The organism is Methanobrevibacter sp. TMH8, assembly GCF_020148105.1.
Classification (GTDB): domain Archaea; phylum Methanobacteriota; class Methanobacteria; order Methanobacteriales; family Methanobacteriaceae; genus Methanobinarius.
This window is the reverse complement of the sequence record NZ_JAHLZE010000011.1, coordinates 1-20,681: the sequence shown is the minus strand read 5'-3', so window position 1 is coordinate 20,681 and position 20,681 is coordinate 1. Positions and strand designations below refer to the sequence as shown.

At 26.2% G+C, this 20,681-nt stretch carries 15 protein-coding genes; 6 read left to right on the top strand and 9 right to left on the bottom strand.

All coding sequences use genetic code 11. From position 1 onward, the window contains the following. Window positions 1-11: 11 nt before the first annotated feature. Entirely contained in the window at window positions 12-1,127 is a 1,116-nt protein-coding gene (locus KQY27_RS02285) for a radical SAM protein (protein WP_224424955.1), read from the bottom strand. An 869-nt stretch (window positions 1,128-1,996) separates the two neighbouring features. Between KQY27_RS02285 and KQY27_RS02280 the strand changes: the two genes are divergently transcribed. Both KQY27_RS02280 and KQY27_RS02275 read left to right on the top strand, forming a co-directional pair. Beyond that, the gene (locus tag KQY27_RS02280) at window positions 1,997-3,145 is read left to right on the top strand and encodes a hypothetical protein (protein ID WP_224424954.1); all 1,149 of its coding nucleotides are present in this window, start codon (window positions 1,997-1,999) and stop codon (window positions 3,143-3,145) included. A gap of 934 nt (window positions 3,146-4,079) precedes the next feature. Beyond that, on the top strand, window positions 4,080-7,250 hold the full coding sequence (locus KQY27_RS02275) for a right-handed parallel beta-helix repeat-containing protein (protein ID WP_224424953.1): 3,171 nt from the start codon (window positions 4,080-4,082) through the stop codon (window positions 7,248-7,250). A gap of 239 nt (window positions 7,251-7,489) precedes the next feature. Here KQY27_RS02275 and KQY27_RS02270 read toward each other — a convergent pair whose 3' ends face one another. The 4 genes from KQY27_RS02270 to KQY27_RS02255 all read right to left on the bottom strand — a co-directional run bounded on the left by KQY27_RS02270 (window position 7,490) and on the right by KQY27_RS02255 (window position 11,682). Beyond that, the gene (locus KQY27_RS02270) at window positions 7,490-8,704 is read right to left on the bottom strand and encodes an aconitase X catalytic domain-containing protein (RefSeq protein ID WP_224424952.1); all 1,215 of its coding nucleotides are present in this window, start codon (window positions 8,702-8,704) and stop codon (window positions 7,490-7,492) included. Between the two features lie 381 nt (window positions 8,705-9,085). Then, window positions 9,086-10,432, bottom strand: a complete 1,347-nt coding sequence (locus KQY27_RS02265) for a DHH family phosphoesterase (protein ID WP_224424987.1) — start codon at window positions 10,430-10,432, stop codon at window positions 9,086-9,088. Continuing rightward, window positions 10,422-10,820, bottom strand: a complete 399-nt coding sequence (locus tag KQY27_RS02260; protein WP_255596596.1) for a 30S ribosomal protein S15 — start codon at window positions 10,818-10,820, stop codon at window positions 10,422-10,424. The genes KQY27_RS02265 and KQY27_RS02260 overlap by 11 nt, the downstream gene beginning before the upstream one ends. A gap of 292 nt (window positions 10,821-11,112) precedes the next feature. Continuing rightward, the gene (locus KQY27_RS02255) at window positions 11,113-11,682 is read right to left on the bottom strand and encodes an XTP/dITP diphosphatase (RefSeq protein ID WP_224424951.1); all 570 of its coding nucleotides are present in this window, start codon (window positions 11,680-11,682) and stop codon (window positions 11,113-11,115) included. Between the two features lie 124 nt (window positions 11,683-11,806). Between KQY27_RS02255 and KQY27_RS02250 the strand changes: the two genes are divergently transcribed. The 3 genes from KQY27_RS02250 (at window position 11,807) to ftsA (ending at window position 14,626) form a co-directional block, all read left to right on the top strand. Beyond that, on the top strand, window positions 11,807-12,160 hold the full coding sequence (locus tag KQY27_RS02250; protein WP_224424950.1) for a metalloregulator ArsR/SmtB family transcription factor: 354 nt from the start codon (window positions 11,807-11,809) through the stop codon (window positions 12,158-12,160). A 5-nt stretch (window positions 12,161-12,165) separates the two neighbouring features. After that, window positions 12,166-13,002 carry a 4Fe-4S dicluster domain-containing protein gene (locus KQY27_RS02245; protein ID WP_224424949.1) on the top strand — a complete coding sequence of 279 codons (837 nt, stop codon included), beginning with the start codon at window positions 12,166-12,168 and terminating at the stop codon, window positions 13,000-13,002. Window positions 13,003-13,192: 190 nt separating this feature from the next. Beyond that, window positions 13,193-14,626, top strand: a complete 1,434-nt coding sequence (gene ftsA, locus KQY27_RS02240; RefSeq protein WP_224424948.1) for a coenzyme F390 synthetase — start codon at window positions 13,193-13,195, stop codon at window positions 14,624-14,626. An 18-nt stretch (window positions 14,627-14,644) separates the two neighbouring features. Here the strand turns inward: ftsA and KQY27_RS02235 are convergent, their stop codons facing one another. The 3 genes from KQY27_RS02235 to KQY27_RS02225 form a co-directional block, all read right to left on the bottom strand. Further along, window positions 14,645-16,294, bottom strand: a complete 1,650-nt coding sequence (locus tag KQY27_RS02235) for a bifunctional N(6)-L-threonylcarbamoyladenine synthase/serine/threonine protein kinase (RefSeq protein WP_224424985.1) — start codon at window positions 16,292-16,294, stop codon at window positions 14,645-14,647. Window positions 16,295-16,743: 449 nt separating this feature from the next. After that, window positions 16,744-18,444, bottom strand: coding sequence for a DUF11 domain-containing protein (locus KQY27_RS02230; RefSeq protein ID WP_224424947.1), 1,701 nt, complete (start codon window positions 18,442-18,444; stop codon window positions 16,744-16,746). Window positions 18,445-18,521: 77 nt separating this feature from the next. Next, on the bottom strand, window positions 18,522-19,013 hold the full coding sequence (locus tag KQY27_RS02225) for a hypothetical protein (protein WP_224424946.1): 492 nt from the start codon (window positions 19,011-19,013) through the stop codon (window positions 18,522-18,524). Window positions 19,014-19,692: 679 nt separating this feature from the next. On the opposite strand from KQY27_RS02225, the gene KQY27_RS02220 reads away from it, so the two are divergent. Continuing rightward, window positions 19,693-20,310, top strand: coding sequence for a TetR/AcrR family transcriptional regulator (locus KQY27_RS02220; RefSeq protein WP_224424945.1), 618 nt, complete (start codon window positions 19,693-19,695; stop codon window positions 20,308-20,310). Between the two features lie 157 nt (window positions 20,311-20,467). Here the strand turns inward: KQY27_RS02220 and KQY27_RS02215 are convergent. Next, window positions 20,468-20,681 (bottom strand): hypothetical protein (locus KQY27_RS02215; RefSeq protein WP_224424944.1); only part of this gene is annotated, 214 nt, incomplete at its 5' end.

The following is a 20,681-nucleotide window of genomic DNA, read 5'->3' as shown; positions in this document are numbered from 1 at the left end:
TTAATAACAAATCAATAGCTATATAAACCTATTTGATAATTTCCATCTAATTTTATAAAGGGTTCAGCTCTATCTACAACAACCCCTAATTTTTTTAGTTCTTCTAGCTTTTTAAATGGTTTTTTCTTTCTGATAGCCATGATTCTTTTAGCTGAAATTGTTCCAATTCCAGGGACTCGGATTAATTCATAAAATGGGGCCGAATTAATTTCTAATGGAAAAATATCTCGTTTTAATGCAGCTGAATATTTAGGATCTTCTATAAGAGATAAATGATTATTTTCTTCAAAAACAAGCTCATCTAAATCAAATTTATAAGTATTTAATAATGCATCGGCATTATATAACTTTGAAGTTCTATCTTTATTACATTCTTCTTTTCTTTCAAGATCAGTTCCTTCAACAGGAGAAAATGCACTAAAATAACTTCTAGATAGATCATATTTTTTATATAGTGATTTTATCCTAGATAATACTTCTAGATCTGTTTCATCATTTGCTCCAACAATCATTTGTGTTGTAGAGCTAGAGCACATGATTGAGTTTTTCTTTTTAGATATTGAATTTATCCAGCTAATTCTTTTTAAAATATCTTTATTATAATCTTTAGTGGATGAAATATCTGATAATCCATTTGGAGTTGCAGATTCAATATTTAAACTTACCCTATTAGCTAAAGACATAGCTCTTTTAATCGAATCCTTACTAGCACCAGGAATAACCTTAAAATGAATGTAATCATCATAACCATAGTTTTTTCTGAGTATGTTAACTACTTCAAGCATATTTTCCATAGTATTATCAATATTTTTTGCAATGCCTGAACTTAAAAATAAACCTTCTACATATCCATTACCATAATAATTAAGAAATGCCCTAGCTAACTCATCAGGACTCAATTCAAGCCTAGTGAAATTTCTTTTTGATTGATTTATACAGTATTTACAATCATTAACACATTTGTTTGTCATTAATGTTTTAAAAAGAGGAATTTTACATCCATCAGGCCCTGTTGCATTATAAATTCCAGGAAGATTGACATCAGATTTTTTATAATGATTTACATAATCACAAACATCAAATTGTGCAGAATCACTTAAAACTTGCATTTTTTTTAAAGTGTTCATTAATATTATATTATATTTTTATATAATATTAATTTTTGGGAGCAAATGAAAAGTAATATGTATTATTGGTTATAATCTAAAGTATTAAAATTTTAATCTATTTTATTCAATTTAATTAATAAATAAAGACTTTTAATTGATAATTAATAAAATTTAAGGAACAAAAGCTAATTAAAAATAAATTTAATTTAAAAGTATAACATGGAAATACCTATCCTTATCACTAGCCCAAGAATATTAAAAAATATAAATGTAGGACTATTTAATGAAAAATAAATCTCTTCTATAGAAGCTTTATTTTAAAAAATAAGCTCTAAAAAAAGTTTTTAAAGAAAATTAAAAGAAAACATTTATATAAGATTGAAATATAAATATGGAATGCAAACAAAAGACAATGATAATTTATTAATATTTTATAATATTTTATAATATTATATTAAAATATAATATACTAAATGAACAATATAAATTAGAATATAAAATAGAATATAAGATAGAAATTATCTATTATGATAAAAATTACATATAATTAAATAAAATTTATAATAAATAAAATAAATTCAATTGAAAATTAATAAAAATAATTAATATAATTAAAATATAATTAATTCTAAAAATATTTTTTATTATAAAAGTTTTAATATAAATAATAGCTCTTTTTTTAATAATTTTTTTTTAAGAATTTAAAGAATTTAAGATTTAAAAACTTTTAATAGTTTTAAAAGATTTAAAAAATTTAAAAAATTTAAAAATTTTAAAAGTTTTAATAGTTTTAGAATCTTCAACTTTTACAAAATAAATTTACACTAAATTTATGAAATATATTAATTAATTTAAAATAATGAATTTTTTATTGAGGCGGAACTTTTATGAAATATAAAAAGCCTATTTACTATATTATGGCTATATTTATCCTAATTTCAATAGCTACTTCTCCAGTTATTGCTGAAAATTTAAATATTAATCAAGTAGCTAATGAAAAATCAGCTAAACAAAATAATATAGTTGTAGTAAAGGCAGCTACATCTAATGAATCTATTAATGATACTAATTCTTTTAATGGTTCTAATACAGCTACAAATACTAATTCTACAATTAGTAATGATACAACTAATAAAACTAAATCTACAGTTGGTATTAATAGTGAAAATAATTCTAATAATCAAAATAATCCCACAAATGGAAAGATTAAACCTAAAAAATTAACTCAAGTCCAAATTTTAAAAGCTTCTATTTATATAAATAACTATGTCACTAAGTATAAAAAACTTCCAAATAAAGTTAATATTGGAGGATATAACTTTTCTATACCAGAATATACATATTTATTAAATAAACTTATTTATTACAAATACAACAAGAAAAATACTGATATTATAATAAAATATGATGTCAAAAATCCTAAAACCCCAATGGGGACAAAGATAAAAGGAAAACTTACAACTAAGCAATTTTATACTTATGCAAAAAACATAATAAAGTATATTGACAAAAACAATAGAGTTCCAAATTATGTTACAACTAAAATTGGAAAGATTCAATATCAAACTGCTGTTTATGGATTCAATAAGATATTATATTGGAGCCATTATCATAAAAACAAATTACCTAGTTCATTAACATTAAACATTGCAAAAAATAATAAGATCAATAAAGTAATTCCAACATATACAAAGCATCAAAATTTTAATATATTGCCTTCAGATAATAATGATAATAAAAATTTTACTATCATTAAAGCAAAATATTCTTGTGGTCCAACCGAAGTAAAATACAATCATGATTATTTAATAAGTACTGGAAAATGTAGTTGTGGAAAATATGGAGACTATTTATATCATTCTTCTAGTTTCAAAAACTATTGCCCATACTGTAAAAAATATGGATGTATGATTTATGAAGATGGTACTACATCTCCAGAAGGTATGTGGGTTTGTACTAAATGTGATGCTGATTTCTGTTTAGTATGTGGTAAAGAGCATATTATTAAAAATCCCAAATATTTAACAGCACATTAATTAAATAAATAGTTGTCACTACTTTAATCTAAATTTAATATAGTTTTTATATAGCTATTAATCTATTTTTTCAATTTTTACCTTTACTTTTTTTTAAATTGATAAATTTCTTTTTTAATTGAAATTAGATCTACATAAATTATTTTTGAATTTTTAAGTTTTTTAATATTTATAAATAAAAAAATATTTTAAAATTAATATCAAGGTTAATGAAAGCAAAAAATTACAATCAATTTATCAATTTTAAAAAAAAAGTAAGGATAAAAATAAAAATTATCCTTAAAAAATTTTATTTTATCTAATAATATTACAACTATTTACTATTATCCGAACAATAAATTTATATGTAAGTTAATACAATGTTAAATCTATAAATATTTCAAAATATTATACAAGTTAAAAAATTTTAACTTAAAACTTGATTATATTTAGCTATTTTAACTTAAAACTTAATACTGTCAGCCATTGCTTTGTATTAACATGGAAATATTTACTTTTTCTATCAAAATTTATTTGAAACATGATCTACAAGAAAGAGGGGGTTTAAAAATAAATAAAAATTATTCTACTAATTAATACTTTTTACTAAAAATTATTTCTATATTGTCCTATTATTAATAAGGACAAAATTATTAAAACAATAATTTTGTTCTGATTAATAAAAAGACCAAAAAAGATTTTATTAAATTATTCAATGAATTATAATAATAAATGAAAGCTTTTTTGATATTAATCAGGGTCTTTTTTAGAAAACCTATAATTCTATAAATAAAGATTAGATTAGTATACTATATTTATTAATCACTAAATAAAAGATACAAGTTTAAAAGTAATAGTTATTATTTTATAATAATTAATTATAATGATTAAATACACTATTTCTACTTTATCACATATTTATTTTAAAAATTAATTAACCGGGGGGTGAAAATTAATGCAAAATAAAAAAAGCGAAAAAAGAAGATATTCACACATTATAATTTTAATGAGCATTGCAATCTTATTATTTTGCAGTTTATCAGCTATAAATGCAGCTAATCAAACTATTAATTCTACAAGTACCGGGGGAATTGCACAAGGTATTGCAGATACTGAAGACAGAGGAACTCTGACTTTAAACCCAGGAACCTACAATAAAACAAATCAAGATACTAATATCTATATCAATAAAAATATAATAATCAAAGGAAATGGGTCTGCTGATAAGATTATAATAGATGCAAGAGGTCTCAGTAAAATATTCCTTATAAATGATGATTATAATATAACATTCATCAATATAACATTCATCAATGGACTTGCTAATTCTAATACTGTTGATGGTGGTGGTGCTATCCAGAGTGATGGTGGTAATCCCAACATAACAATTAAAAATTGTGTATTTTCTAACAATACTGGTTATACTGGTGGTGCAATTAGAGTATCAAATGGTCATGCCAATATTAATATAACAGACTCTAACTTCACTAATAATACTGCACGTCAATCTATATATGGTGCTGTTAGTGGTGGTGCTATTGATGGTTATTTTAATTTATCTGTGATTCGTTCTAATTTTATTAATAATACTGCTGAAGGTTTAGGTGGTGCAATCTTAGTAAGTAATGGTAATTTATATGCACTAGATTGTAATTTCACTAATAATAGTGCAATGTATGAGGGAGGCGCTATTCATATCTTTGCAAGTAATAATTCAATTATAAACGGATGTAATTTTACTGGTAACCGAGTTACTAACTTTACAGACAATATTAACAATCCTAATGGAGGAGGTGCTATCTACATTACAGGTAGTATTAATACAACCATAAGGAATTCTAATTTCACTGATAACACAGGTGATTTTGGTGGTGCTATCATAGATATGGGTAAAAATCTAACTATATCAAACTCTAGTTTCACTAACAACAATGCTGCAGCTAGAGGTGGTGCTATATTTACATATAGTACCAGCAGTAATTTAAGCATATCAAACTCTGACTTCACTAACAACAGTGCGAATATAGGTGGTGGAATCTATAACTATGGTATTAATCTAACCATAGCAAACTCTAACTTCACTGATAATAAAGCTCTTGATGGTGATGGTGGTGCTATCTATAATAATAAAGCGAATAATATGACTATAAAGAGTTCTAATTTCACAAATAATAATGCTACAGAATTTGGTGGTGCTATTTTTAATAGTGGTCTTGATATGAATATATCTAGTTCTAATTTCATCAATAATAAGATTCTAGATTATTATGGTGGTGCAATTTATAATACCGGCAATAATATGACTGTGACTGATTCTAAATTCAGTGAAAACAAAGCATATCTTGGTGGAGCTATCCATAATACAGGCAATAATACAGCTGTGTATGTTTCTAATTTCACTAATAACACAGGTGACTTTGGTGGTGCTATATCTAATACTGGTGCTAATATGATTGTATCAGCTAATTTCATAAACAATCAAGCGACTGTTTATAATGGTGGTGCTATCTACAATACTGGTTATAACATGACCATACGCGGTTCTAATTTCACTAAAAACAATGCAATAGCTCGTGGTGGCGGTATTTATAATACAGGCAATAATTTAAGTGTATCAGATTCCATATTCACTAATAATAGTGCAACTGACTATGGTGGTGCTATTTATAATACTGGTAATGATACAAAAATCACAGCTAATTTCAATAACAACAGTGCAGAAGTAGGTGGTGCTATAGTTAATACTGGTAATGGGATAAATGTGTCTGATTCTAACTTTATTAACAATAATGGAAGTTACGGAGGAAGTATCTATAATACCGGTACTAATGTAACTATAATTAGTTCTGAATTTACAAACAACAAAGCAGCTAATACTGGAGGATCTATCTATAACTCTGGCGATAATACAACTGTTTCTAGTTCTAGTTTTACTAATAACAGTGCAATTTATGCTGGAGGTATTTATAATGAAGGTAGTATGTTTGTAACTGGCAATACCATGAATAATAATACCGCAACAACATTAGGTAACGAAATATACAATGATGGAAGTATGGGAGTCTTAAATTTAACATACATAAATAATTCCACAATAAGAATTAACAACGATTCTACAATAAATATATACGCTACCTTAACTGATGACATGGGCAATACTATTACAGGCCAAAATATAAGTTTTTATATAAATGGAACATTAATTGGTTCTTTAGAATCAATTGAAGGGTATGCTAATTTAACATATACTTTTAATGGATTATCAAGTGGTTTATTAAGTGTTAATGGCTTTTATGAAGGTGCTGGAACTTATCCAATAAATATTAAAGAAGGTTTATTAGAAATTGGTAAAATAAGAATGAATTCTACTGTTAATGCTCCAAATGATAAAGTAGGGAAACCTATCATCATAACAGGTATTGCAAAAGATGAACATGGAAACCCATTAGCTAATACTCAACTTAATATCACCATTGAAGGAAATACTTACACAGTAACAACAAACAACCTAGGAGAATGGAACTTAACATACACTCCCACACACACAAACAACATCGAAATCCAAGCATCACACACAGGCAACGACACACACGAAGGATTCACAAGCATTGTAAATACAAAAGCTTTAAAAATAATAATGAATTCTACTGTTAATGCTCCAAATGATGAGGTAGGGAAACCTATTACCATTACAGGTATTGCAAAAGATGAATTTGGAAACCCATTAACTAATACTCAACTTAATATCACCATTGAAGGAAATACTTACATAGTAACAACAAACAACCTAGGAGAATGGAATTTAACGTATACTCCTACACACACAAACAATATCAAAATCCAAGCATCACACGCAGGTAACGACACACACGAAGGATTCATAAGCATCACAAATACAAAAGCTTATGAAACAAATAATAACGATGAAAACAATAACAACACTAACAATACAGAACCAAATGATAATAATTCAACTAGTGAAGAATCAAACAAGAAAAATCAAGTCAGTGCAAAATCAAACAGCAAAAACTTAATTAATACAAAAAATCAAAAAACAGGTGCTCCAATAGCAATTATATTAATTGTATTATTAGCTATATTCGGATCTGTTTATAGAAAAAAATAATATAACCTAATTCAAGGGCATTTGTGCCCTTTTTTATTTATTTTTATTTATTCTTTATTTATTTTTTAAAATTAAAATCTATTTTATTTAAACAAATTAATAGTTGATATATCAATTATTTTAATGATATTTATAATAAGAAAATAATATTATACTGAAAAAATAGCATGATAAAAAAAATAGTATAATAAAATAATATAAATAAAATTATTATAAATATTAAAACGAATTTTAAAAATTTAATCAAATTTAATCAAATTTTCAGGTTTATCAAATATTACTTCTAGACCACACATACTTGGCACATAATTAGCTGCCTTTGCAGAATTTACACCAATTATTTCATATCCCATATCTTCGATTGGAGCTACTACCATACAAGTATCACAGACTATATGGCCACCTGCAGATTCAATGATTTGTGTATATCCCATTCTATCAGCAGCAGCTTTGACATTTATAGAAGTACATACCCAAAGTTCATTCTTAATTTTTTTGTTTTCTACAATATTAGCTATATCTTTAATTTCTTCAAGTGATGCATGAGGACATCCTAAACATACAAGATCTGCTTCATTTTTAGAGGAATTTGTTAATTTTTCAGAAGTTTCTTTAATATCATTATTTGTAATTGTGACTTTATTATTGTTTTTAATTAAATCTTCTTTTCCAGCTAAATTAAATTCAGGAGTTTCATTTTCAATATGATATAAAGCTACAGCTCCAGAAGAAGCTAAAGCAGCGCCAAGAGATTTTAATTCTGTGTTTGTTGATTTATTTTTTAGTATAAAGTAAGGAATTCCATCTCCAACTTCATTACCTATCATGTAACCAAGGGCACCATATCCAATATCTGAAATTTCTTCCTCAACTTCAACTAATAAATTAGCTTTTCTATTTTCATCTAAATGATAACCATACATAGCAGTTTTACCACAGATAGCTGCAGCTAATGCACCAGGACCACCCTCACGGTTAGTTCTTGCACCAATAACTGAATTTACATAAGCAACAGCAGAAGATTCAGACCATGCCACATGGTCCTTAAATCTAGGGACATTTCCAACAAGATAAGGAGTACAAGTACAAGTTTCTGAAATTCCAAGAGACCCATATGCATCAACAATATCATTTTGTTTTTTTGCAAATAATGGAGGAAATCCTAGTTTTTCCCATTTATCAAGATCGGTCCCTGCAGGATTAAGAGTAGAAGGAACTTTGGCAGTTGTTTTTTTAGCTTTAACTTCTTTATCATTAGCTAAATCTTCAAGATATTCAAGACCTGCATCACCAATAGTTTTATAGGAAACACCAGATATTTGAGCAGAAGTAATATCAACAAGTTTTTCTGCACCATAAATATCTCCTAATGCAACAATTATTTCCATACTCTTTCTTACAGTATCTCCATATTCACCTTGATACATTTTTTCTTCTTCATTGTTTAAATACATTTTAATCCTCTTAATATCTTGAATTATTAATTTTAATAAATAAAATGACCTAAATTTATTATTCTAAATTTATTTTTATAAATTATTTTTATATAATATATTTATAAAATATTTTAATAAAATATATTTTTTGAAATTTTTTATATAAATAATTTATAATTATAGTTAAAATTTAAAGATTAGGTTTATAGTGATTTTTTAGCTAATTACTATTTATTATTAATATATAAATTATATGTTAAATTATATGTAAATTCAAGTAATTAAATATCATGAAAATTATATAAAAATTGAATAAAATAATCTGAAATAAGTATGAAATAAAAATAAAAAGTAAAAATAAAAAGTGAGAATAAAAAGTGACAATGATAAATAATTTAATTAATTATTAAGCTGATGTTCAACCATATCATTAACTAAATTCAAAAAATTGTCCATTTCTTTATAAGGAATCATAGCTCCAGCAGCAATGTCGTGTCCTCCACCTTGACCTCCAAAACTTAATGAACTGTCATGAAGGGCTTTTCCAAGGTCAACACCTTTATTTACCAAGTCTCTTGTTGTTCTTCCAGAGACTTTAACATCATTATGCATTCTAGCCATTGAAAGAATAGGTTTATCAGATTTAAGAAGTTTTGAAGCCATAGCTACACCTGAAATTGTACCCATTACACTTTTTAAAACTTTATCTTCACTGTAAATATATTGGATAAAATCCATTTGATTAGAACCTTCTCTTTTAATCCATTCCATTCCTTTAGTTAGCTGATCCCTATATTTTTTTTGGAGATTTAAAGCTGCATCAAGCGCTTCTGATCTTTCACCAAGAACAATAGATAATCCTAATCCGGTTTTTTTGTTTTTTCCACATGCATCAAGTATATATGAATATTCCTCAAGATCCCTGAGTACAGGATTCTCTTTAGGAATACTATAAACATCTCCAAAAATTTCAGGATTTAATTTTATAAGCTCATCTTTTAAAATGTCTTTTTCCTCATTTTCAAGATCTGTGAATTTTATTCCATAAGATATTCCTATTTTTTCCAAAAATCCCATAGATCCTTCTAAATCCCCTGTAAGTCCTGGAAGAGCTGGATTTAAAGTATAAGCTAATGATTTATACATTGGTTCTTGAGACTTGGAAACTACTTTTAAGTCTTCATGAATCTCAAGAGATCCAAATTCTTTCGCATCCTCTACAATTAATTCATTAACACCAGAAAAACCATCTTGACACTGCATATCTCCAAATGCACCAACAAGAGCTAAAGGAGCAAGATGTTTCTTATTGTTTTCTCCTTCTCCTAATTCTCTAATTGATAAATAAGAAGAACCTGCACCACTGAGATCTTTACTTCCATCAATTCCAAAAGCATGAGGATTTACATGGATAACATGATCTTCTGGGTCAATATCATCTACTTGATGGTGATCTGCAATAATAGCATCAGATTTGAATCTGTTTATAAGCTTTAAACATGCACTTCCCATATCTGAAAATATGAATAGTTCATATTTCTCCCTAGAAAGTTCTTTTACAATTTCTGGCCTTAAACGTGAAAGAATTGTGGTGTGAAATTGACCACCTTCTTCCTTAATAGCATTAGCTATAATCCCTGCAGCTGAAAGTCCATCAGCATCATTATGAGAAATTATCCTTATAACATGATCTTCTTTGATGTGTTTAGATATCACATCACAGGCAACATTAGCCCTATTTAACAAGGAGTGCTGCTTCTTGTGGGTCATATCTCCATCCTTCAGGTAATTCTCCTTCTCCTACATAATATTTACCAAGACGTCTGATTCTTGATTCAATTATGGTTAATCCTCTTTTAGTGTGTAAATCTTTTGGATTCTCTCTTAAGTGATCTCTAATATTTACAGCACGTTTAATCAAGTTCATTATATCTTCAGGATATTCTTGAGCTTGTTCATTCCTTTTTAAGATAGCTGTAATTTTTTCACCAGTAACAGCTTTTACACTAGGAACACCATATTGATCTCTTAAAACAATTCCTATTTCACTTGGAGATTTTCCTTCTTTAGTAAATTTCAATATAAATTCTTCGATTTCTTCATTTGAATAAGTAACCCATTCTGGTTTAGCCATTATATTACCTCTTTTATTTTCTTCTTTGATAATTTATTTTACAAATTATTTTTATAAAATATTTTTATAAACTGTTTTTATAAATTATTTTTATAAATTGTTTTTAATTATTTTATAAATTATATTACAAATTATTTTTTTATATTATTATATCTGAAATATAATTATAAAGTTCATTATTAGAGCTTAAAATTAGATTATCTAATTATATAAACATCAAACAATTATATAAATCTAAATATTGTTAATAATTTGATTTAACAATACAATTAAATAATTTATCAATGATTATCTATTTATTATCTTCTATAGTTTTATACCAATTAACAAATAGCTCTAATGAATTTCTTCGATGAGAAAACTGATTTTTTTCATTTGTAGTTAGTTCACCAAAGGTTTTATCCTTTTCTGGAACATAAAATATTGGATCAAAAGCAAATCCTTCATTACCTTTTTCTTCAAACGCAATACTACCTGACACTTTGCCTAAAAAAATCTTGGGCTCGATATTGGGGGCACAATACCCAATGACCGACCTGAATTCAGCATAACGGTCTTCAGTATTTTTTATATTATTCATAAGCTTTAATATTCCTTGATTTCCAATAGTATCTTGAACATATGATGAATATGTTCCAGGAAACCAACTAAGAGCTTTGATGAATAAACCAGCATCTTCAACAATCACAGATTTATTTAATTTTTGAGCAGCATATTCTGCACCAGCTTTAGCTACATCCTCAAGAGTTCCTTGAGGTTCTGTGTAACCTAAGTCAATATGCTCTAATTCAATATTGAATTTTTCAAAAATATTTTCTGCTTCTTCTACTTTATGATTGTTACCAGTAATAAATGTTATCATATACTAAAATTTTAACTTCAAATTTTATATATTTTTATGTTTATAATTTTTAAATTTTTTAAATTTATTATATTATATTGACATAATGAAATATTTAAATATATAATTATATAAATTAAATTATATGTCAAATTGCAAAAATGATAGTTGTCTTGAACAATATGAAAATTTAAATTTAGATGAGTTAATAAGTGAAATCCCTTCAGATGATGATTTATATGATATGGGGGAAATGATTAAAGCTATCTCTGATCCATTAAGATTAAAAATATTATATTTATTAAGAAATGGTGAATTATGTGCTTGTCATATTGATTCTGCTTTAAATAAGCCTCAATCAACAATTTCCCACCATTTAAATGTTTTAAAAAAAGCTGAGTTTTTAAAGTGGAAAAAAGAAGGAAAATGGACTCATTATAGTTTGTCTGATGAAAAAATAATCGAATATATAGAAAAACTAATTAAGATAGGAGAATAGCTATCATGGTCGATGAAAGTACTATGGGCTGTTGTTGTGAACAAACTGAAGAAGATAATCCATATGAAAAAGATATAAGTTCTTGTTGCTGTGATTATGAAGTAACTGATGATTCTAAAGTAGAAAATCCAAAAAGTCCAAAAAAAGAAATAGACTTAGAAACTCTTAACAAGGTCAAAGAGATGAGTAAAAGTTTAGATATAGGAATTATAGCTTTTGGAAAAATACCTAAAGAAGAAATGAAAGAAAATAAAAAGCTAAAATATTCAAATGCTATTGTTTTCACTATGAAAATTGGGAAAAAAATTATAAATGAACCTCCTAGTGTATTCGCCCAAGAATTGAATGATTTAGTTTATGATAAATTTGGAAAAAGTTTATATATTCTTTCTGATTATCTTAGAGAAAATGGCTTTGAAACTCAAGTTGCACATCCTCATCAAAATTTATTAGACCTTGGAAAACTAGGAGAAACATCTGGAATTGGAACAGTAGGCAGAAGTCACTTATTAATCACTCCAGAATTTGGGCCTTGTCAAAAAATAGGAGCAATACTAACATCAATTGAAAACCTAACAATTTCAAAAGAAAACACATATAAATGGATTAATAATTATTGTAAAAGATGTGGAAAATGTATTAAGGCCTGTCCTGAAGATGCACTACAAAAAGAATATATGGATGAAAATAAGGCAAATTTTATTGAATCCAAATGTTTAGGATGTAATCAAGGATGTACATATTGTATTGAAGAATGCCCTTTTTACAAAGATGGATATAGCTATGTGAAAGAGAAACATGACAAATTAGAAGCTAAATTAAATGGAAAAAGGAAATTATAATACAAATTCTATGGCATAATATTTCAATAGTTCATGTCATTTTTTATGAACCTGTATATTAATTATAAAAAATATTTAGCAGATAAAATACTTCAAACAATACTAAAAAATAGAACTATTTCAAGTGCATAAGCATAATTTAATCATATATTTGACAAAATTAATATGTTTTTATTTATATAATAATAACATGAAAAATAAAACCTCCTATTATAACAAAGAAATTGAAACAATGGATAGAGGAGATCTTGATTCTTTAATTGATGAAAAAGTTAAATATACTGTTAAATATGCTTATGAAAACTCAAAATTTTATAAAAAATGGTTTGAAAAAAATAAAATAGATATTAATTCAATCCAATCCCATGAAGATTTGAAAGCGCTTCCAATAATCTCTGGAGATACCATTAAAAAAAATCAACCTCCTATAAATAATTATTTCTCATTTAAATCTGCAGATGATAAAGATATAATCACTATTCATGAAACAAGCGGAACAAGTGGGAATCCTAAATCTTTTTTTTTAACTAAAGATGATTGGGGGAAATATATTCAAAAGTATGCTCGAACCTACAAATCTCAAGGATTTAAGAAAGGAGACTCATTAATTGTATGTGCTGCATATGGAATGAATATTGGTGCAGATTCCATGAGTTTAGCTGCAAAAAAACTGAATATTACTACAATTCCAGAAGGTAAATGTACTTTCCCAGTGCGAATTATAGAAAACTATAAACCAACTAGTATTGTAGGAAGTATCTTTAAATTTTTAAGACTAGCTAAGAGAATGAAAGAAAATGGATTAAATCCAGAAGAATCTAGTATTAAAAGGTTAATTGCGGGAGGAGAAAGTTTTTCAGAAGAATCTAGAAAATATATTGAAGAATTATGGGGAGTAGATGTGTTTAATACATATGGAAGTACTGAAGGAACAATGTGTGGAGAATGTAGCGAAAAAAATGGAATTCATGTTCCAGAAGATTTAATTCATTTAGATATTTACAACACTGACATAGAAGAAGATCCTAATATGCGAATAGAAAATGAAATAGTTAAAACTTCTAATTCCTATTCAAGTCACCCTAATAGTTGTTTTTTAAAAGATGGTAAAGAAGGAAAAATAATATTAACTACTTTACTTAATAAAGGTGAAAAAGCTGGAACTTTACTTATAAATTATGACACTGATGATTCAAGTTCTGTTATAACTAGAGAAAAATGTGCATGTGGGAGAACACATATGAAAATTAATAATCCAGTTAGAAATACAGAAACAGCTAATTTATTCGGAATATCCATTAATAGAGTAGATATAGAAGCAGGAGTATTTCAAAAAGAGAATATGGAATACTTAACTGGAGAATATGAATCATTCATATATGGAGATGAAATTCAAAATACATTGCGTATTTCATTAGAATGTAAGGACCTTGAAAACACTGATAAATCACTTATTGAAAATAACTTTTTAAAATCTTTTTTAGAAAATAAAAAAAGTTTAAAAGAAAAATATTATAGTTATTATGAAAATGAACTAGAAATATTATTTAATTTCTGTGAAAAAGGCGAACTTGAATTTTATAAGGTTAAAGGTAGGCCAAAAAGAGTTATTGATCGTAGGTGATACTAAAATTACTGTAAATCAATGAGAAACATATCTTCCCCTTGATTCAATTTCATTAATCTTTTTAACTATTTTATCCTTATCAATATTATCATTATCATAGCTACTAACATATCCATCTAAAACCAAATTGAAAATATTATTAGCTATTTTATAATCAATACTTTGTAATGATTTTTTAAAAACAAGCAAATCAACACATTTATCTTCAATAAGATTAGAATACTTTCCTAAACCAAAATCAATGAAAATAACTTTATCATCACTAATCATTATATTAGACCCTGTTATATCCCCATGAATAATGTCATTTTTATGAATTAACCCTATATTACGACCAATAGCTATAGATAGGTTCTTTTGATCATCTATAGATAGTTTTCCTAAAATATCTTTAGCTAATTCACCATTAATTTTTTCCATAGCTATTGATTTTTCATTTAAATCAACATCATACAAAATAGGAGAAACGACACCAGCTCGTTTTGCATCTGAAAGTAGCTTAGCTTCTTTTTTAGTCCTCGATTTTCTCAATTTATCATCAATTTCTTTTATCCGGTAAACTTTTGGGATTCTTTTTTTGACAATTGATTCTTCATCTATCCACTTACCAAACAATATATCGGCTTCAGCTCCCTTAGCTAAAATATCATTAGGAAGATTTATCCTAGAGTTTGATTGTTTTACCCATGGAACATCTACTTCATCAGTTCTAAATCTTTGGATGACTTCAGTATTTTCGATTTTATCAGGACCATAGCTATCATTCATCAGTATTCCAAGCCAAGCTATCATAGCTCCATTATCACCACAGTACTCCATCTTTGGCATATAAAACTTAGCAAAATGGCTTATGGCCATATCATCAAGCATTTCTCTTAGCCTCTTATTTGCAGCTACACCACCACATAATAAAACTTCATCTTTTTTTGTGTGGGAAAGAGCCCTTTCAGTTACTTCAACTAGCATAGAAAAAGCTGTTTCTTGGAAACTATAACAAATATCTTCAATAGCTATTCCTTCCTTGAACTTACGAATAGCTGCACTCATGAGACCTGAAAAAGAAAGATCCATTCCTTTAACAGTATAGGGCAATTTTACATAACTGCCCATTTTAGCTAATTTCTCTACAACTGGCCCTCCAGGATGTCCAAGACCAGTTTCTCTTCCAAATTGATCCAATGCATTACCAATGGCTATATCCAAAGTTTCACCAAATACTCTGTATCTTCCATATTCATAAGCTATTATCTGGCTATTCCCACCACTAACATACATTGAAACAGGATCAATAGCTCCAGTATCGAGTTTTCCAATTTCAATATGTCCAATGCAATGATTAACACCAATGATAGGTTTTTTTATTGAAAGAGCTAATGTTCTAGCTGCAGTAGCTGTTGTCCTTAGACCAGGGCCAAGACCAGGACCTTTAGAAAAAGAAACTAGATCAATGTCAGATAATGTAATATTAGCTTCATTACATGCTTGAAGAATTAGTTGAGGAATCCATTTAGCATGATGTTCAGCAGCTTCTCTTGGATGAATTCCACCTTCCTTTGGAAATAGCTGATTTCCCACATTAGCTAGAATATTTCCATCACTATCAACTATTCCAACTCCAGTTTTTTCAGCTGTTCCTTCAATTCCTAAACAAATCATTTTAATCAGTTAAAATAAAATTATATTGTGCATAATTATTTATTTAAATATATTGTATATGTCTTGAAATATATTGTATATCTATTGTATAAAATTTTTTTAATATTTAATTAATAATTTTAAATATTTTATAATATTTTATAAAAATTTATAAAAGTTTTATATATTAATTAAAATATTTTTAATATATAATTTAATTTTCTATTATACTAAATATATTAATTTATAATTTTTTTATATATTAAATCTTTTTTATCTATAAATTTATTATAACTATTTTATCATGAATAAAATTCATCATATAACAAGTAATTATCATAAATAATGTAAATTACCATTAGATGTAGATATTAAATAATATGTCTAAAAAATATATAAATTTAAAATAAATATAAAAAATAATATTAGAAGGAATTTAAAAACAATTTCCTTCATTAAAAATAATTTTTAGCTTAATTTTATTTTCTTCTAATACTAAGACCTAAAATAGACAATAATATTAAAAGTATAGCTACTATTGGAACTCCTGTTTTTTTCATATTTGCTTCAACAACTAAATAATTATTATTCCTATTATTATCATTACCTTTTTTAATGTAACTATTTTTATCAAAATCTTGATCTTTAGATTTATCCGGAGGATTATTTTCTTTATGATTAGAACCATTACCATTACCGGAATTACTTCCATTAGATCCAGAACCATTACCTTTATTAGATCCATTATTACTATTATTACTATTATTATTTGAACCGGGATTAGTACCATTGTTCAATGTTTTTTCTTTAACTAAAAAATTAAATGAATCCATTGAATTATTAAAATTATCTCCAGATATATCGATAGATAAAATACCTTGACCTTTTTGAGTAAATTCGCCTGTAAATTCCATCATAGCTCTTGCAGTAGAAACCAAATCACCAATATACCAGATACCAGTAATATCATCATAATAACCCTGAGATACAATTATGTCATTTTTATTAATATTAAACCAAGCTGGTAAGTTTATTTTGACATTGACATTATAAACATGATTCGGACCATTGTTAATTACATTAATAACTCCTTTAATAGTATCATTAACAAAATATTCAGTTTGATTTAAGGTTAAATTACCTCCTACCTCAGATGTAGAAGTAATTCTTAACATACCATTTAAAATATTAATATTGTTTCCAGATCCCAAATAAAGACCATTAACAAGGGCATTTTCAGTGTTTAAATTCACAAAATAAGTTAATTCAGCAGCCCCTTCAATAAAAATAGAATATCCAACACTTAAGCCATCGATTAAAAATGATACAGTTTGACCAGTGACAGGATTACCCATATCATCAGTTAAAGTCGCATATAAAGTTATTTGAGAATTATTGTTAACAATAATATTAGAATTATTAAGATATTTTAAGTTTAAAATACCCATATTACCATTATTATAAATTTCATTACCTAAATCATTAGCAATATTAGAAAACATAGTATTAGCAGAAACAATCAAATAATTTCCATTAGAATTGTAAATACCCCCACCATAGTTAGCTAAATTACTTATAAAATTAGATCTAGTAATTTTTGCATCTCCTGCATTGTAGAAAGCCCCTCCATAATTAGCTTTGTTTTGTGAAAAATCAGAATTATTAATAATTACATTATTATTCGCATTATTGTAGATAGCACCACCATAATTAGTAGCAGAATTATTAATAAATCTAGAACCACTGACTAATACTCTATTAGAATAAATTCTTAAAGCACCTGCATAGTTATTAGCAGAATTATTAATAAAAATACAATAAATTAAGGATCCATCAGGTGCACTAGCAAAATCTACTGCACCAGCTACATTAGCTGAATTATTAATGAAAATAGAGTTAGTTATATTACTATACATTGCATTAAAAGAAACTGCTCCACCAGAACCGACAGCTATATTATTTTCAAATTTAGAATTATTAATTTGTGCTCTATCAGACCCACCAATATAGATAGCACCACCAGAAGCTACAATAGCAGAATTATTAGTGAAATTAGTGCCTTCAATAGTAAGATTAATCCAGTTTTGATCATAAATAGCACCACCCCATTCAGCAATGTTATTTGTGAATATAGAGTTAATAATTGTTACATTAGTATGATATCGATTATTAGGGTTCATTCCAGTATTATCATTATAAATAGCACCACCACGACCAGTAGTAGCTACATTATTAACAAAATTAGAATCAATGATTGTTAGAGTAGTACCATAATTAGAGATAGCACCCCCCCCCCCTGATAAGCTGCATTGTTACTAAATGTACAATTTATCAAAGTTAAATTTCCAGTATTGAAAATAGCACCACCATTTTCAGATGATCCGGCATATCCATTATATAAAGTCAGATTAATTAGAGTTACTGAGTTTATAATATAGAATATTCTTCCTTGTTTTCTAGCATCTATTATTGTATTTTTAGAATCTTTTCCAACAATTGTTAGATTTTTATTATATACATATATATCTGTTACATTATTTGTATAGACTCCAGCATCAAGAACTATCCTATCTCCACTGTTAGATTGATTAACAGTTCTATTTAAACCACCTGAAGTAGAGTTACTAATATTAATATCAGCTCCATCAACTGCTGAAAAAGCAACAAAAATTAGAGTTAATAAGATTATGAGAAATATAACTTTATTAAACACTAAAGATTGAGCTGATAAATTCCTTATTTTTTTCATTTTTCATTCCTTCCTTTCATTAATTCATTATTAATTCATTATTAATTAAGATAAAAATCACACAGTAGAGTAAATTACTCATGATATTATCAAAAATTAGATTTAAGTTAAGATTGGTTGAGATTAGTGTATATTAGTGTGAATTATATATAATTAAAAATTATATTAATTAAAAAATTAAAAAATTTGAAAATACTCTCTCAAAATAGAAATACTAGTAAAAAATCTATATATTCATGAATATCTAAAATGCAGATTTAAAAAAACCTGATTCAAATCATGAAATATCTTCAAATTCTTCGCATTTTGATTAATATATTAACATATGAATAACTGTATGAATAATTGAATAAAATCAATAACATCGAATTATTACATATATCACTTTATATTATCTAGTTGCCATATATATTTTATCAAAACCGAACATTCAATAAACCGAATAGGCATTCAACGATAATGTTTAATTTATATAACAAACTAAATCAGAGACAGTAAATCTGATAAAATCTTCTAAAAATTATTTATATAATATAAATAAAGTATAAACAAAAATATATCAATATTTATAACTAAAAAAGAATATTAAACCAAAAAATAACATTAAACTTTAAAAAAAGCTTTTATAATCGCTTTTTACATAAACATTTAAATAGTGGAAAATTAATATAACAATTTTATGATAAACAAGAAACAAAAGATAATTGATGTGACATTTGCTTTATCATTAAAAAAAGGGTTTGATAATGTATCTATGAAACAAATCCAAGAAGAATCTGGACTAGCTTCAGGATCAATATATTATCATTTTAAAAATAAAAGAGAAATCTTAGAACACATAATAAATATATATATCATAGATGGTTTTTATGAATTAGAAAAATATTTGCAAAATTTTGATGGGTCTTTTATTGAAAAGATAAGATTTATCATGAAATATAAAACAAATGATTATGGTAAAAAAGAATCTTATTACCCACATATTTCAGTATTGGCTGAATTTGATTATAAAGACTATTACACCTTCATTATAAGTACTACTCATCATCATAGAGAAACAAAGGATAAAATCAATGAATTAAATAATAAGCTATATGATCTTTACTATAAATTAATCCAAGAAGCTATTAAAAAAAATGAAATAAGAGAGGATATTGAGATTGAAACACTCGTGATATATATCCAAAGTGCTTTAAAAGGATATGTATACTTATGGATTTATCAATCGCGAGATTCATTAGACAAAATTATAGATACTAACTTAAAATTGATTTGGGAAGCTATTAAACCACGATAATTTAATAAAAATTATGAAAAATTGTAGAAAAAATTATAAGAAAAAAAAATAATATATTTGAAAAAATAAGGAAAAAATAATAATTCCTCCACAATAAAAAAATAATATTATAAAAATATTATAAATAATATTAATAAATTATTAATATTATCTATTTTTATATTCTTTTTAAACCTCTTTTAGTCTTAACAACACGATTATTCTTATAAGAAACCTCATCCATAGACCTCTTAGGATTCAAAACAAAATACTCCCCAATACAAAACCTATGACCATCCCTATCAGGATAATAAGAAACAACAAAAGACTTCCTCATACCAGCACCAATAGAACCCACACGAACAGACTTACTCCTAATATTAACAAACTTA